Source organism: Hoeflea sp. 108 (genome assembly GCF_000372965.1).
In the GTDB taxonomy this organism is placed as follows: domain Bacteria; phylum Pseudomonadota; class Alphaproteobacteria; order Rhizobiales; family Rhizobiaceae; genus Aminobacter.
Window position 1 is genome coordinate 2,673,533 of record NZ_KB890024.1, and the last position, 15,785, is coordinate 2,689,317.

The 15,785-nt window shown below is 64.4% G+C and carries 12 protein-coding genes; 4 read left to right on the forward strand and 8 right to left on the reverse strand.

What is annotated here, in order from left to right; translation table 11 throughout:
• Positions 1-128 precede the first annotated feature (128 nt).
• The 4 genes from B015_RS0113125 to B015_RS0113140 all read right to left on the reverse strand — a co-directional run bounded on the left by B015_RS0113125 (position 129) and on the right by B015_RS0113140 (position 4,204).
• Entirely contained in the window at positions 129-725 is a 597-nt protein-coding gene (locus tag B015_RS0113125) for an ABC-type transport auxiliary lipoprotein family protein (protein WP_245262168.1), read from the reverse strand.
• A gap of 80 nt (positions 726-805) precedes the next feature.
• Positions 806-2,179 (reverse strand): MlaD family protein, encoded by a 1,374-nt coding sequence (locus B015_RS0113130; protein WP_018428163.1) that lies wholly within the window; start codon positions 2,177-2,179, stop codon positions 806-808.
• 14 nt (positions 2,180-2,193) lie between these two features.
• Positions 2,194-3,015 carry an ABC transporter ATP-binding protein gene (locus B015_RS0113135; protein WP_018428164.1) on the reverse strand — a complete coding sequence of 274 codons (822 nt, stop codon included), beginning with the start codon at positions 3,013-3,015 and terminating at the stop codon, positions 2,194-2,196.
• 1 nt (position 3,016) lies between these two features.
• Positions 3,017-4,204, reverse strand: coding sequence for an ABC transporter permease (locus B015_RS0113140; protein ID WP_018428165.1), 1,188 nt, complete (start codon positions 4,202-4,204; stop codon positions 3,017-3,019).
• Positions 4,205-4,281: 77 nt separating this feature from the next.
• On the opposite strand from B015_RS0113140, the gene dgcA reads away from it, so the two are divergent.
• Positions 4,282-5,265: an N-acetyl-D-Glu racemase DgcA gene (gene dgcA / locus B015_RS0113145; RefSeq protein WP_018428166.1), complete on the forward strand. Its 984-nt coding sequence runs from the start codon at positions 4,282-4,284 to the stop codon at positions 5,263-5,265.
• Here dgcA and B015_RS0113150 read toward each other — a convergent pair.
• Positions 5,227-6,450: an MFS transporter gene (locus B015_RS0113150; protein ID WP_040456714.1), complete on the reverse strand. Its 1,224-nt coding sequence runs from the start codon at positions 6,448-6,450 to the stop codon at positions 5,227-5,229. The genes dgcA and B015_RS0113150 overlap by 39 nt on opposite strands.
• A 314-nt stretch (positions 6,451-6,764) precedes the next feature.
• On the reverse strand, positions 6,765-7,586 hold the full coding sequence (locus B015_RS0113155) for a UDP-2,3-diacylglucosamine diphosphatase (RefSeq protein ID WP_018428168.1): 822 nt from the start codon (positions 7,584-7,586) through the stop codon (positions 6,765-6,767).
• A gap of 118 nt (positions 7,587-7,704) precedes the next feature.
• Here B015_RS0113155 and B015_RS0113160 point away from each other — a divergent pair, with 118 nt between their 5' ends.
• From B015_RS0113160 to B015_RS0113170, 3 genes are all read left to right on the forward strand, one after another.
• A complete protein-coding gene (locus B015_RS0113160) occupies positions 7,705-8,484 on the forward strand; it encodes an SDR family oxidoreductase (protein ID WP_018428169.1) in 780 nt (259 codons plus the stop codon).
• Positions 8,485-8,723: 239 nt separating this feature from the next.
• Positions 8,724-11,057 carry an NADP-dependent malic enzyme gene (locus B015_RS0113165; protein WP_018428170.1) on the forward strand — a complete coding sequence of 778 codons (2,334 nt, stop codon included), beginning with the start codon at positions 8,724-8,726 and terminating at the stop codon, positions 11,055-11,057.
• A gap of 65 nt (positions 11,058-11,122) precedes the next feature.
• Positions 11,123-12,190, forward strand: coding sequence for a DUF2865 domain-containing protein (locus B015_RS0113170; protein ID WP_018428171.1), 1,068 nt, complete (start codon positions 11,123-11,125; stop codon positions 12,188-12,190).
• On the opposite strand, the gene gltX is transcribed toward B015_RS0113170, so the two are convergent.
• Both gltX and B015_RS0113180 read right to left on the reverse strand, forming a co-directional pair.
• Positions 12,108-13,481: a glutamate--tRNA ligase gene (gltX, locus tag B015_RS0113175; protein ID WP_018428172.1), complete on the reverse strand. Its 1,374-nt coding sequence runs from the start codon at positions 13,479-13,481 to the stop codon at positions 12,108-12,110. The two genes, B015_RS0113170 and gltX, sit on opposite strands and share 83 nt — an antisense overlap.
• A 178-nt stretch (positions 13,482-13,659) precedes the next feature.
• Positions 13,660-15,462 carry an ABC transporter ATP-binding protein gene (locus B015_RS0113180; protein WP_026227232.1) on the reverse strand — a complete coding sequence of 601 codons (1,803 nt, stop codon included), beginning with the start codon at positions 15,460-15,462 and terminating at the stop codon, positions 13,660-13,662.
• Positions 15,463-15,785: the final 323 nt, after the last annotated feature.

Here is a 15,785-nt window from a genome sequence, read left to right on the forward strand (position 1 = left end):
CCGCCGGCATGTCTTCCAGGCAAGCAAGGATCGCAAGGCAAGGTGCCAGGCGCCGATTACGTCGGGACGAGTGCAGATCGCAGGAGCGGACACTTGCCGCCCTGCTCCCCACAGCCCGGTCGTTCAGGTCAGATGAGTGATTCCGTCCACTTGACGATGTCGGTGGCGGACGTGCCGAAGGCGGCATCGAGGGCCGCGGCATAGGCACCGTTGCCTGCGCCCGAAACAGGCGCGCTTGCCGTGAAGACGCGCGATGCGCGAACCTGGCCATTGCGGTCGTTGAGCAGCCTGACGAAAAGCTCGACCTCGGCACGGTCGGTGCCATCGAGCTTGATGCCGAAATTGCGGATCTCGACGATCACCTGATAATCGATCGCCAGCCCCTCGCCGGGCTTGCCGACGCCGATGTAGCCGCCGGCGCGCTGGAATGTCTCGGCGAGCCGCGCCTGGACGATGCGCGGCAGCCGGTCGGACCACTGCGCGCCCTTGAGGAACTGGATCGAGCCCGGCGTCGGGTTGATGACCATGCTCTGGCCGTCAAGCGACTTGAGCGCGGAAGGCTCAGCAATCAGTATCTGGCGATGGCTGGACCCGCTGCGGCCCGCAACTGAAGGCGCGGTCAGTTCATAGGTATCGAGCGGCGGCGGCGTGCTGACGAACAGCGAGGTGCAACCGGACAGCGCCAACGCTGCTGCAAGCAGCCATATAGATCTAGCAGCCTTCACGTGCTGTCCCCGGCCAAGACTCACCCGCGCCTCGCGCGCACCACCCTCACCCGCTGTCATGCTGCGGCATGCCGGCGATGTCAACGACGCACCCTTCCGTCGAACTCGCGCACCGAGCCTTCGCCACCGGTGATGATGCGTTGCGGATTGCGCTCAAGATCCGAGATCGCCTGTTCGATGCGGGTAATCGAGCGCCTGGAATCCTGGACCAGCGAATCGACATCGCGCAGCCCCTGGCCGGAGAAGCGCGACAGCCCGTCCATGATCGTGCCGAGCTTCGAGTTCAGCGTATCGGCCACCTGCTTGAAGGATTTCAGGGTGGCGCTCGCATCGGCCATAACGCCCTGGGCGTCGCCGGAGCCGAGCAGCTTGTCGACCTTGGCCAGGACGCCGTCGACGCGAACCGAGGCCTGGTTCAGCCGGCCCATCATCTCCTTGGCGTCGGTGACCATCTGGTCGATATCGCCGGAGCGGTTGCCGAACTTGTCGGTCACCTTGGCGATGTCGGCCGCTACCTTGCTGGCATTCTCGCTGGCCTTGCTGATGTCAGCCAGCGTCTTGCGCACGGTCTCGGCATCGACGCCCTCCAGCGCACCGTCGACCTTGGACAATGTCTGTTGCGTCTGCTTGGCAAAACCATTGATCGAGGCAACTGCGCTCTCCACGCCCTTGACGATGCCGTCGAGCTGGTCGCTCTGCTTGGCGAGGCTGGCGGTGAAGGTGTCGATGTTGGCGACGATGTTCTTCACCTGCTCCTTGTCGACCGACTTGAGCAGGCCTTCAGCTGCCGTGATAGTGCCATCCAGCTTGCCCGAAACGCCCTGCAGTTCCTCCGAAAGCGCGCTCACGCTCGCCAGGAACTTGTCGACGCCGTCAGCATTGCGGGCGAGCGATTCGGAAAATTTCTGCGCATTGGTCACGGTCTCGGTCAGCGGACCGCGCACGTCATTGGTGAAACCTTCGAGATTGGAAAGCACCGTGTCGGCGCGCTTGAAGATGTCCTGGGCCGTCTGCAGGAGGTTGGTCACCGCAGACGGATTGGCGACGATCTCGGCGATGGTTCCCTGTTTGTTGGCTTCCGCCAGCAGGTTGGGCTCGCTGACGCTCGCGCCTTTCAGCTCGATATTCGCCTGCCCCGTCAGGCCGGCAAGGCCGATGTCGGCCTGGGTCGACTTGGTGATGGGGGTGAGCTCGTCGATCTCGGTGTCGGCGATGGCGACGGTTGGATTGCTGACATCGAGATAGACGCGACGCACGTCGCCGACCTTGACGCCGTTGAACAGGACGAAGCTGCCGCGGCTGAGGCCAGAAGCAGAGCCTGGGATGCGCACGCGCAGCGTCGTTGTGGCGCCACGCTCACCGATCGCCGCCGTCCAGTAGACGAAGGCGAAGGCAGCCAGGATCGAGACCAGCGTGAAGATGCCGACGATGACGTAATTGGCCCTTGTCTCCATCAACTCATCCCATCCTAGATCCGCGCCGCGAGATCGAGCTGCCGGGCACGCTTGCCCCGGAAGTAGGACTTAACCCACGGCTCCTCGCTCTGCAGCATGTCGTCTATCGTGCCCTCGATCAGCACCTTCTTGTTGCCGAGAACCGCGACCCTGTCGCAGACGGAAAACAGGCTGTCGAGGTCGTGAGTGACCATGTAGACGGTCAGCCCCATCGTGTCGCGCATCTTGGCGACAAGTTCGTCGAACTCGGCGGCGCCGATCGGGTCGAGACCCGATGTCGGCTCGTCGAGGAACACGATGTCGGGGTCCAGCGCCAACGCACGCGCCAGCGCCGCGCGCTTGATCATGCCGCCCGACAGCTCCGAGGGATATTTGTAGGCAGCGTCCGACGGCAGGCCGACCAGCTCGATCTTGAGCATCGCAAGCTCGTCCATAAGCTTGCGCGGCAGATCCAGATATTCGCGCATCGGCACCTGGACGTTTTCGAGCACCGTCAGTGCCGAAAATAGCGCCCCGTGCTGGAACAGCACGCCGAGCCGCATGTCGATGCGAAGCCGTTCTTCGTCGCTGGCCTTTTCCAGGTCGACATCGAACAGCTTGATCGTGCCCGACTGCTTGCGTGTAAGGCCGAGAATGGTGCGCAGCAGCACCGACTTGCCGGCACCCGAAGCACCGACGAAGCCGAGGATCTCGCCGCGTCTGATGTCGAGCGACAGCTTGTCGAGAATCACCCTCGTGCCGAATGCGACGGTGAGGTCGCGCACCGACAGCACGACATCGCCATTGGCGGGCTGGATGTTGTGATCGACAGCGATGGCCTTGGCGCGGCTGCCCATGTCAGAACCCGATCGCTGCGTAGAACATGGCAAACAAACCATCGAGGATGATGACGATGAAGATCGCCTTCACCACCGATGCGGTGACGTGCTGGCCAAGCGATTCGGCGCTGCCGCCAACTTTCATGCCTTCGACCGAAGCGATCGTGCCGATGATCAGGGCCATGAACGGCGCTTTGATGAGACCGGCGAAGATAGTTCCGAGATCGATCGCCACGCGCAGGCGGTCGATGAAAGCCGCAGGCGGGATGCCGGAGTAGAACCAGGCCGTTGCCATGCCGCCGCCAAGGGCTGCGAAATTGGCGATGATGGTGAGGCACGGCAGCGCCACCACCAGCGCCACAAGTCGCGGAAACACCAAGACGCCGATGGGATTGAGACCGATGACGGTGAGCGCATCGACCTCCTCGCGCATCTTCATCGAGCCGATTTCGGCGGTGATGGCGCTGCCGGAACGGCCGGCGATCATGATCGCCGTCATCAGCACGCCGAGTTCGCGCAGGACCAGCACGCCGATCAGGTCGACGACGAAGATGTCGGCGCCGAAATAGCTGAGCTGGAAAGCGCCCTGCTGGGCGACGATGGCGCCGACGATGGTCGACATCAAGAGCACGACCGGGATGGCGCCCACGCCCATGCGGTCGATCTGGTTGAAGATAGCGGCCGGATTGACGGCATGGCCACGGCCGAGCTTCATCTGGGCGCCCCGGATGGTGGCTCCGAGGATGTTCATGGCCGAGAGGAAGTCGTCGCGCATCTCGTAGACGCGGCGGCCGACGGCCTCCAGCGCGCGGATAACGATGTTCGGCTGGCCCTGTTCGCCCGAGCCCGTATCGCGCCGGACCGCTTCGCCGACGGCGCCCAGCAGGATGTCGGCCGCCTCACTGCGCCCCTCCATCCTGATCGCGACACCCTTCTTTTCGTTGGCGCTCACCAACCGGTCGATGACCCAGGCCCCGGCCGTGTCCATCTTTTCGATGGCCGACAGGTCGAGAACGATGGTGCTGTAGCCCTTGCGCGCTTCGATCCCGCGCATTTCGGCATCGACGAAGGCGACGGTGCGGGTCGTCCATATCCCCGAAAACACGCAAGCCAGCGCGTCGCCGCGCTCCGCCACCGCAACCTGCGGTCGGTGGTCGCTTTCGCCGGCCGCCCCGCCGCTTGCTTCCCGTTTGCCGATGGTCAACATGGCAGACTGTTTACCGCGTCGGCCGCGACCTGTCGATTTTCGTAGCCGTGCCAAGCAGTTGATCGGAGCAGTTTTCCATGTCGCGTGTCCTTTCGGCCATTTCCGAGCGCTTTCCCATCGCCGGAACCTTCACCATTTCGCGCGGTTCCAAGACCGAAGCGGAGGTGATCTCGGTCACGATCGCCGAATCAGGTGCAATCGGGCGCGGCGAGTGCGTGCCCTACAAGCGCTATGGCGAGACCATGGAGAGCGTTGCCGAGGCGATCGAGCAGGTCCGCCGAGCGGTCGAAGACGGCGCCTCGCGCGACGAATTGCTTGGATTGATGCAGCCGGGTGCTGCGCGCAACGCCGTCGACTGCGCGCTGTGGGACCTTGAGGCCAAGCTGAGCGGCGTTCCGGTCAGCCGCACCCTCGGCCTCGGCGCTCCCCACGCGCTGGAAACCGCCTACACCCTGTCCTTGGGCGAGCCCGAGGCGATGGCGGCCCAGGCGCGCGCCAATGCCGCGCGTCCGCTGCTCAAGGTCAAGATCGGCGGCGACAACGACATCGCGCGCATCCGCGCGGTGGTCGAGGCCGCCCCCAGCAGCCGCCTGATCCTCGATGCCAACGAAGGCTGGACCGACGCCAACATCGCCGAGAATCTGGCAACGGCAGCCGAACTTGGCATCGCCCTGATCGAGCAGCCGCTGCCGGCTGGCGCCGACGCGATCCTCGCCAGAATTCCGCACCCGGTGCCGATCTGCGCCGACGAAAGCGTGCATGTCGCGGCCAACCTGGCGGAGCTCAAAGGCCGCTATGATGCGGTCAACATCAAGCTCGACAAGTCAGGCGGGATGACCGCGGCAATCGAGCTGCGCGACCAGGCCCGCGCGCTCGGCTTCCAGATCATGGTCGGCTGCATGGTGGGCACGTCGCTGGCCATGGCGCCAGCCGTGCTTTTGGCGCAGGGCGCCGATTTCGTCGACCTGGACGGACCGCTGCTTTTGGCCCGCGACCGCACGCCCGGCCTTATCTATGAGGGCTCAATGGTGTCGCCGCCCCTGCCCGAGCTTTGGGGCTGAACGGGCGCCGACAAGCACCAGCATGATGGCGACGGCGGCAACGCCGGCCATGAAGTAGAAGCCGTTGGCGCCAAAGTTCTGGTAAAGCGGCCCGGACGCCAGCGTCACCACAGCCATCGACATGCCGTTGGTGAAATAGGCGACGCCCTGGGCAGCGCCGGTACGTTCCTCGGGCACCGATTCGGCGATCAGCTTCTGCACACCGATGAGCACCAGCGCGGTCGAAAATGCATGCAGGCTCTGGACCGCGAAGAAGCCAGGCACGCCGAGCCCGAGCGGCCAGATCAGCGGATAGGCAATCCAGCGCACGATGGCGCCGGCACCTGCAAGCAACAGCACGAAGGCAGTGGAGCGCCGGCCGAAGACGCGCGTGAACACCATGAACATGGCTATCTCGGCGGCGACGCCCCAGCTCCACAGCAAGCCGACGACGGTTTCACTGATGCCCAAGGATTTCCAGTAGATCGACACGAAGCCATAGAGGAACCCGTGGCTGGCGATGATGACGCCTGTGCCGCCGGCCATGATCAGGAAATAGCGGTTGAACAGCTTGGGCGCCTGCTGCTGCATGTCGGTGGCCGACAGTGGCGATGCCCGGCGTGGCCGGCCGAGCCTCGGCGTGATGAACGACATCAGGAAGCAGCCGAGCAGTCCGAGCGAAATGATCGCAGGCACGGCCTCGGCGCCCGTCCACGACAGGATGAAGCCTGCGGCAAGGCTGCCGCCAAGAAACGCGATCGACCCCCAGATGCGCATCGCCGCATAATCCGAGCCGAAGCGGCGCACGCCCGACAGCGCCAGCGAATCTGCGATCGGCGAATGCGGGGTCCAGACTACGGAAAGCGCCAGCGACACGACCAGCACCGTCAGATAGGCCGGTTCGAGGAAGTAGCCGAGGGAGATCGCCAGCGACGAGGCGGCGAGGAAGATGAAGACGCTGGCGCGGTCCTTGGCTTTGTCGGCCATGGCCGCAATCAGCGGCGTGGTGACGACGCGCAGGAACATCGGCGCCGACAGGATGATGGCGATCTGCTCGGGGTCGAAACCCTTGGCTTCCAGCCACAGCGGGAAGTACGGCAGATGCACGCCCATCGGCACGAAGAGTGCTGCAAAAAGCAGCGAGATTCGCAGTTCGAAGCGGCGCGGCTTGATCTGCTGTTCTGGTGTCAGAGGCGGAAGCGTCATGGCGGGCATTTGTCCGGGTGCAGACCCGAACCAACCAAGCCTCACCGATTTGCCTGCTCCATTATCACGAGCCTGCCGGGCACGAAAGCCGCTGCGCCCACCGTTGAGCGAAGCGGTTGGGCCAGCCTCGACAACCGCCTTGCCGCCCCGTTCGGCATCGGCTCAATCGATGCGACAGCATGGGCATGGCGCGCGGCGCGACGCAGCGACTGGCCTTCGCCACGGCTTGCGATCGAGGCGTGACCGGGGCCCTCCCGCCAGCGGCGTGGAATGGAAGCAGGGGCGCACATGGCAAGCCTTCCAAAGCCTTCCGTTCAGGCGGCTTTTTCGACGCGCCGTTGGTCGAGAACCATCGGCACGAGAGCCTCGGAAGCCAACTGGCCGGCCATCACATGCGGCCAGTGCAGGAGAACGAAGCTGCCGTCGAAATCCTCCGCGACAGCGGTGCAGCTTTCGACCCAGTCGCCGGTATTGATGTACTGGATGCCGTCGAAATCCTCGATGGCTGCATGGTGGATATGGCCGCAGATGACGCCATCTACCTCGGAGCGGCGCGCCTCCTCGGTCAGCACCTGCTGGAAGGCGCCGATGAAATTGACTGCCTTCTTGACCTTGACCTTGGCCCAGGACGAGAACGACCAGTAGGGCATGCCGAAGGTGCGGCGAAAGCGCGCCACCACGCGGTTGGTGGCCATCGCCGCGTCATAGGCGAAATCGCCGAGGTAAGCGAGCCAGCGCACGTTCTGCACGACTGCGTCGAACTGGTCGCCATGGATGACGAGGAAGCGCTTGCCGTCGGCGGCCTCGTGGATCGCGCGGTCGGCAACGACGATGCCACCGAAATGCACGCCCTGGAAATTGCGGGCGAATTCGTCGTGGTTGCCGGCGATGTAGGTAATCTCGGTGCCCTTGCGCGCCTGTCGAAGCAGCTTCTGCACCACGTCATTGTGCAACTGCGGCCAATGCCACTGCCGGCGCAGACGCCAGCCATCGACGATATCGCCGACCAGAAAGATCTTCTCGGCCTCGTGGTGTCGCAGGAAGTCGATGAGGAAGTCGGCCTTGGCGGCCTTCGACCCCAGATGCACGTCGGAGATGAACAGCGTGCGGAAATTGCGTGTGTTCGTGCCGGACATGGCATTCGACCCGTTGCTTTTGCCGTGGCTATGCCCAGATTCATGCAACAGGCGTATGACGGTTGCGGCTTGGGCCGGGCGGTTCTAGGCTGGGTCATCACCGACAGGAGAACGCATCATGGATCTCGGCATCAGCGGGAAGAAGGCAATCGTCTGCGCCTCGAGCAAGGGCCTCGGCAAGGGCTGCGCGATAGCGCTGGCCGAAGCCGGCTGCGAGCTGTTCCTCAACGGTCGCGACGCCGGCATCCTCAGCCGCACGGCAACGGAAATCCGCCAGCGCTGCGGCGTGCCGGTCACCGAGATTGTCGGCGACATCTCCGATCCGGCCGTGCAGAAGGCGCTGCTTTCGGCCTGCCCCGATCCCGACATCCTGGTCAACAACAATGGCGGGCCGCCCTACCGGGACTTCCGCGAACTCGACCGGGAGAAGATTCTCGCCGGCGTCACCAACAACATGGTCACCCCGATCGAGCTCATCAAAGCGGTCATCGACGGCATGGCGGCGCGCGGCTTCGGCCGCATCGTCAACATCACCTCACTGTCGGTCTACACGCCGATCCCCGGCCTCGACCTGTCCTCCGGTGCCCGCGCCGGCCTGACAGCATTCCTGGCAGGCGTTGCGCGCACGGTTGCCGACCGCAACGTCACCATCAACAACATGCTGCCCGGCAAGCTCGACACCGACCGCCTGCGCGGCCCGCATGAGCCCGGAAGCATCGAGGATCCGGCGGAAGGTGCAGCCCGCCGCGCGCGGCTCAGCGCCGGCATTCCAGCCGGTCGCCTCGGCACGCCTGAAGAATTCGGCCAGATCTGCGCCTTCCTGTGCTCGACACATGCTGGTTACATGACCGGGCAGAACATCCCTGTTGACGGCGGGCTCTATGTGAGCTCGTTCTAGGCTCGCTGCGACCCGAAACTGCCCCAAAGGCATCCGGCAGCGCGTCTTAAGGACGCGCTGTTTCGCCGAGCCTCACAAAAGACCGAATCGAGCTCTCAACCGCCACCTGCAAGCCGCTGGAATGATTGCAGTTCTGCCGCTTGAAAGTGATTCAACGTCCATTTGGCCGTTGACGCCTCGAAAATCGTGCAGGCCGTGCTAATAACGACCTTTGCTATTGGAATCTGAAGGAGCGGGACATGGCTGGGGAAGACAAGAAGAAGGACGCGCTGTCCGATCTGGATCACGCCGCCCTTTTCTTCCACAAGCACCCTGTCCCCGGTAAGCTCGAGATCCAGGCGACCAAGCCGCTCGGCAACCAGCGCGACCTGGCGCTCGCCTATTCGCCTGGCGTCGCCGCGCCCTGCCTCGCCATCAAGGACGACCCCGAGACCGCCGCCGACTACACCGGCCGGGCCAATCTCGTCGCGGTGATCTCCAACGGCACCGCCGTTCTCGGCCTCGGCAATATCGGCCCGCTGGCGTCCAAGCCGGTGATGGAAGGCAAGGCGGTGCTGTTCAAGAAGTTCGCCGGCATCGACGTCTTCGACATCGAGATCGACGCACCCGAGATCGACCAGATGGTCAACACCATCGCTGCGCTCGAGCCCACCTTCGGCGGCATCAATCTCGAAGACATCAAGGCGCCCGAGTGCTTCGAGGTCGAGGCGCAACTGAAGGCCAAGATGGCCATTCCGGTCTTCCACGACGACCAGCATGGCACCGCGATCATCGTCGCCGCCGCCGTGCTCAACGGCCTGGAACTCGCCGGGAAGAAGATCGAGGACGTCAAGATCGTGACGTCGGGCGCGGGTGCCGCAGCCCTTGCCTGCCTCAACCTCTTGGTCTCGCTCGGCGCCAAGGTCGAGAACATCTGGGTCACCGACCGCTTCGGCGTCGCCTATAAGGGCCGCGTCGACGAAATGGACCGCTGGAAGGATCCTTACGTCAAGGACACCAACGCCCGCGTGCTGGCCGACGTCATCGGCGGCGCCGACGTGTTCCTGGGCCTTTCGGCAGCCGGCGTACTGAAGCCCGAACTGTTGAAGGAGATGGCCGAGAAGCCGCTGATCCTGGCGCTCGCCAACCCCAAGCCAGAGATCATGCCCGAGGAGGCGCGCGCCGCCCGCCCCGACGCCATGATCTGCACCGGCCGGTCGGACTTCCCCAACCAGGTCAACAACGTCCTTTGCTTCCCCTATATCTTCCGTGGCGCGCTCGACTGCGGCGCACGCGCCATCAACGAGGAGATGAAGATGGCTGCTGTGCGCGCCATCGCGGCGCTCGCGCGCGAGGAGCCGTCGGATGTCGCCGCCCGCGCCTATTCCGGCGAGACGCCGACCTTCGGCCCCGACTTCCTGATCCCCTCGCCCTTCGATCCGCGCCTGATCCTGCGCATTGCGCCAGCGGTCGCCAAGGCTGCCTGCGAGACCGGCGTGGCGAGCCGTCCGATCGCCGATTTCGCCGCCTATGTCGACAAGCTCAGCCGCTTCGTCTTCCGCTCCGGCCTGGTGATGAAGCCGATCTTCTCCAATGCCAAGCAGGCGACGGCCAAGCGCGTCATCTATGCCGACGGCGAGGATGAGCGTGTGTTGCGCGCCGCTCAGGTCGTGCTCGAGGAAGACCTGGCAAGGCCGATCCTCATCGGCCGTCCGCATGTCATCGAGGTGCGTCTCAAGCGCTATGGCCTGCGCATCCGGCCGGGCGTCGACTTCGACATCATCAACCCCGAGGACGATCCGCGATACCGCCACTATGTGGAGGTGCTGATCGAGCTAGGCGGCCGCCGCGGCATCACACCCGAAGCAGCCCGCACCATGGTGCGCACCAACAATACGGTGATCGCCGCCATCGCCGTCCGGCGCGGCGATGCCGACGCGATGATCTGCGGCCTCGAAGGCCGTTTCGAGCGCCATTTGCGCAACGTCCAGCAGATCGTAGGCGTCCGCGATGGCATCCAGGATCGCGATCTGTCGACGCTCTCGATGCTGATTTCGCAGCGCGGCGTGCTGTTCTTCACCGACACCTATGTGACCGTCGACCCCTCGGCCGAAGAGATCGCCGAGATGACGATCCTCGCCGCCGAGGAAATCCGCCGCTTCGGCATCGAGCCCAAGGCCGCGCTTGTGTCGCATTCGAATTTCGGCTCGCGCGACACGCCGAGCGCCCGCAAGATGCGCGAAGCCGCCGAGATCCTGAAGCGCATCGCGCCGAAGCTGCAGGCCGACGGCGAAATGCATGGCGACTCGGCATTGTCGGAGGCGTTGCGCCAGCGCGTTTATCCGCATTCGACGCTGAAGGGCGAAGCCAATCTCCTGGTCTTCCCCAATCTCGATGCGGCCAACATCGCCCTGACCACGGTCAAGACGATGATGGATGCGCTGCATGTCGGGCCGATCCTGCTCGGCACAGCACAGCCTGCACACATCCTGACACCTTCGGTCACCTCGCGCGGCGTCGTCAACATGACTGCACTCGCGGTCGTGGAAGCTTCGCAGCGTGCCCAGGCGACGGTGCAGTCGCCGGCGGGCTGATCGTTGCGACGAAAATGACTAAGCTGCCGAACGCAGGGATTGAGTCGATCCTTGCGGGGAGCTGCATGTTCGGACGCAAGACAGGCAAGACGACAAGCAAACGGGCGGCGGCCTGGCCGATGGCATTGGCCCTGTCGCTGCTTGCCACGGCCCAAGCGCTCGCAGCACCGCCCGAATGCGCGTTGCTGAAACGACAACTGGCGCAATTGTCCGGCAGCGTCGTGCAGCTCGATGAATATGGCAACGCCGCCGACACGCAGCGCGACCAGATCGACCTTGCCCGGATCAGGGCAGCCGACCTCGGTTGCGACCGCGCTGTATCGGGCGAAACCGTCGCGGCCTGCGCCGAGCTCAACGCCAGGATTTCGGCGATGCAGGACAATCTCGGCAGGCTCGAGCAGAACGGCGCGACCGCGCCGAGCAAAACCGACAGGCGCGAGCGCATCCGCATCCTCGATGCGCTGGAGCTTGCCGGCTGCAATGCACAGACACCGGAAGAGGCCGCGGCGGCCAGCGGCGAAGAGGATCCGCTCGACGAGCCATCGGATGTGACGATCATCCGTGGCGGCGCGGCGGAAAGCCTGAGCTCCAACGAAAGCTATCCGCAGCACATCGTGATCGGTCGCAGCAATGAGCCGGGCACGGGCGAATACCGGACGCTGTGCGTGCGGACCTGCGACGGCTATTCGTTCCCGATGTCGAATGGGGCCGACCTGCAGGATTTCCAGCGCGACCAGCAGAACTGTGAAGCCAGTTGCCCGGGAACCGAGATCGAGCTGTTCTACCATCTAAGGGACGGCCAGCCGCAGGAAAGCATGGTGTCGGCACGCTCCGGCCAGCCCTATCGCAACCTGCCGACAGCCTATCGCTACAAGCGCGTCGACCTGCCACGCGTGCCCTCATGCGGCTGCAACATCAGCCAGAACAAGGATTTTTCCATCCTGGCAGGCGAAGGCCGTGCGGTGACGGCCAAGCCGAAGCCGGCGGCAGTGGCCGAACCGGCACCTCCAGCGGCCAGCCCGAGCCAGCCGCCGGATCCCAACCGCAAGGTCAGGGCCGTCGGGCCAGAGTTCCTTCCCGACCCACAAGGGGCAATAGATCTGCGAGCTCCGGGCCAGACTCCAGCCCGGTAAGGGCCAGCCTGAGCGGCATGAACAGCGCCTTGCCCTTGCGGCCGGTGGCCTTCTTCACGGCTCCCGTCCAGTTCTTCCAGACATTGCCGTCCCACGGCTCATCGGGCAGCAGGTCGAGCGCCTGGCCGACAAACTCGCGATCCTCGTCACCGAATTCGGCAGCGGGCTGCGGTCCTTCGCGCAGGATGCGCCACCAGGTGGTGGCATCCGAGAGCTTGTCGAGATTGCCACGCACCGCCAACCAGAACGGCTCCGCGTGATCGCCGCTGATGCCAAGCAGCATGAGACGGTCACGCACCTCGGCAAACGACATGTGATGCAAAAGCGCGCGGTTGAGCACCACGAGTTCGTCGGGATCGAACTTGGAAGCCGATTTGGAGGTCGCCTCCGGATCGAATTTTTCGGCAAGCTCAGCGAGGCTCGGCGTCGCCACCACGTTCTCGGAGGTACCGACCAGCACCGCCAGTGACGCCACCGCCATCGGCTCGATGCCGCTTTCGCGCAGGCTTTCGATGGACAGAGCCCCGGTGCGCTTCGACAGCCCCTCGCCCGAACTGGTGGTCAGGAGATTGTGGTGGCCGAAGGCAGGAGCCTCTGCGCCGAGCGCATGGAACAGGGCGATCTGCACGCCTGTGTTGGTGACATGGTCATCGCCGCGGATGATGTGGGTGACGCCCATCTCTATGTCATCGACGACAGATGGCAGCGTGTAGAGATAGGTACCGTCCTCGCGCACCAGAACGGGATCGGAAAGCGACGCCAGGTCGACCGTCTCCTCGCCGCGAACCACGTCGTTCCAGTGGATTTCGGTGCGCTCCGTCTCGAACGGATCGGACTTGAAGTTGGGCAGCAGGAAGCGCCAGTGCGGCCGGCGGCCGTCATGCTCGTATTCGGCTCGGTCAGCGGCGGAGAGCTTCAGCGCCTCCCGGCCGTAGACCGGCGGCAAGCCACGGGTACGGCGCACCTTGCGGCGCAGGTCGAGTTCCTCAGGCGTCTCGTAGCAGGCGTAGAGCACGCCGGCGGCCTTCAGCTTTTCGACGGCGGCATCGTAGCTTTCGAAACGGCGCGACTGATATTCGGTCTGGTCGGGGAAGATGCCGAGCCAGTGCAGGTCGTAGAGGATCGAGTCCGCAAACTCCTGACGCGAACGTTCGACATCGGTGTCGTCGAAGCGCTGGATGAAGCGGCCCCTGTTCTTCACGGCGAAGAGCCAGTTGAACAAGGCCGTGCGCGCATTGCCGATATGGATGCGGCCGGTGGGCGAAGGGGCGAAACGAACGGTAACTGTCATGTTTGGGGCGTAGCGGATGGCTCTGGCGTTGACAAGGCAGCCCCCGCTCCTCGCCCAAGACATAGAACATGCCTTCGGCGATTGGAAGCCGGCCATAGGATGGCCAGGAACGCGAACGGGCCGCATTTCGTGGCCCGCTGCATTGTCAGGACTTCAGCGGAGCGGCATGCACCCGGGCTCAGACCAGCCCCTTGGTGAGTTCCAGTGCCTGCCGCTCGAACAGGCGGCGGTAGATGCCGCCGTCGCGCCGAACCAGTGTCTCGTGCCGGCCCTCCTCGACGATCTCACCACGATCGAAGACGAGTAGCCGGTCGAGCGCCCGGACGGTGGACAGCCGGTGCGCGATGATCAGCGTCGTGCGCCCGACCATCAGGCGTTCCATCGCCTGCTGGATCAGCACCTCCGATTCCGAATCGAGGCTCGAAGTCGCCTCGTCGAGAATCAGGATCGGTGCATCGGCCAGGAAGGCGCGGGCAATCGCCACGCGCTGGCGTTCGCCGCCCGACAGCTTGACGCCACGCTCGCCGACCAGCGTGCCATAGCCCTTGGGCAGCCGCTGGATGAAGTCGTGCGCGCTGGCGAGTTTCGCAGCGTGCTCGATCTCGGCCTGTGTCGCACCCGGCCTGGCATAGGCGATGTTCTCGGCCAGCGAGCGGTGGAACAGGATCGGCTCCTGCTGCACGATCGCGATTTGCGAACGCAGCGAGGACTGCGTCGCCTTGGCGATGTCCTGCCCGTCGATCACGATCCGGCCGTCGCCGACGTCGTAGAGCCGCTGGATCAGCTTGACGAAGGTCGTCTTGCCCGAGCCGGAGTGGCCGACAAGGCCGACACGTTCGCCCGGCTTGATCGACACCGAGAAGTCCCGGTAGAGCGGGTTCGCATGCGTTCCGTAGTGGAACGTCACATGCTTGAACTCGATGCCGCCATCCCGGATCTGGATCGGCTTGGCGCCGGGGCGATCGGCAACACCGAGCGGTTGGCCCTGGATGTCGACCAGTTCCTCCATGTCGTTGACCGAACGCTGCAGGTTGCGGATGTGCATGCCGACATCGCGCAGGTAGCCCTGCAGCAGGAAGAACGAGGTCAGCACGAAGGCGATGTCGCCCGCGCTCGCCTGCCCGCCAGCCCACAGCATCAGCGCAAAGCCGATGATCGCGGCACGCAGCAGGACAAGCGTGATGTTCTGCGACGTGCCGTTGATCGTGCCGCGCATCCAGGTGCGCCCCGTGCGGTGACGCCACTTGCCGATCACCTTGGCGAGCCGGTTTTCCTCGCGCTCCTCCGCGCCGAACGCCTTGACCACGGAGTTGCAGCTGACGGCATCGGCCAGCGAACCGCCGAGCCGCGTGTCCCAGCTGTTGGCAAGGCTTGCCGCCGGCGCAACAAAGCCAAGCGACATCAGCACCGTCTGCGCGATGAAGACGAGCGAACCCGCAGCAATGATCAGGCCCATCATCGGCCAGTGCCAGCCGAGCAGGATGGTCGAGCCGAGCAGCATCACGAAGGACGGCAGCAGCGCCACCAGCAGCGTGTCGTTGAGCAGGTCGAGCGCCCACATGCCGCGCGTCACCTTGCGCACGGTCGAGCCGGCGAAGCTGTTGGCGTGCCAGTCGGTCGAGAAGCGCTGGACGCGATGAAACGCATCCTGGGCGATGTCGGACATCATTTTGAGCGTCAGCTCGATGATGCCGGCAAAGGCAAAGTGACGGAACACGAGCGAGCCTGTCGCCAGCGCGAGCAGCGTGAAGAATGCCGTCAACGCCGCATTCCATGCCACCTCGTCGGTGGCAGCACCGCTGGCCACGGCGTCGATCAGCCGGCCCGAATAGAGCGGCGTCAGGACGTCGGCCATGGTCGAGATGAGCACGGCCGCCGAAATCAGCAAGAGACGCACCGGCTGGCGCTGCCAGTGCCTGAAAGTGAATCCGAGAACGCTGCGGAACGCTCCGCCGCGCAGGTCGATACGAATACGAGCCATGATGCATGAGACGTCGAAAGCCGACGCCATCCCTGGGAAAATATGTTCAAAGGCGCGACGAATAATTCTTGCGAAATCAGGAAGTCGCGGTGCGGCGGCGTCAGGAAAAACAAGCGCCGGAGGCGGTTCGCGAGGTCAACGACCTCGGCGTGAACCTCGGGAGGACATGTCATACTCTGGCATTCAGACCTCCCTGCTAGTGGCCGCGAAGAGTTTGCTTATAACCGAGCATTTTTGCTTAGCCAAGCCCCGCTCTGGACCGAAACCTGTTGTGCCAGTTCAGCCGTCTGTCGGGGTGGCACTTGCGCAACAGATAAGTCTAT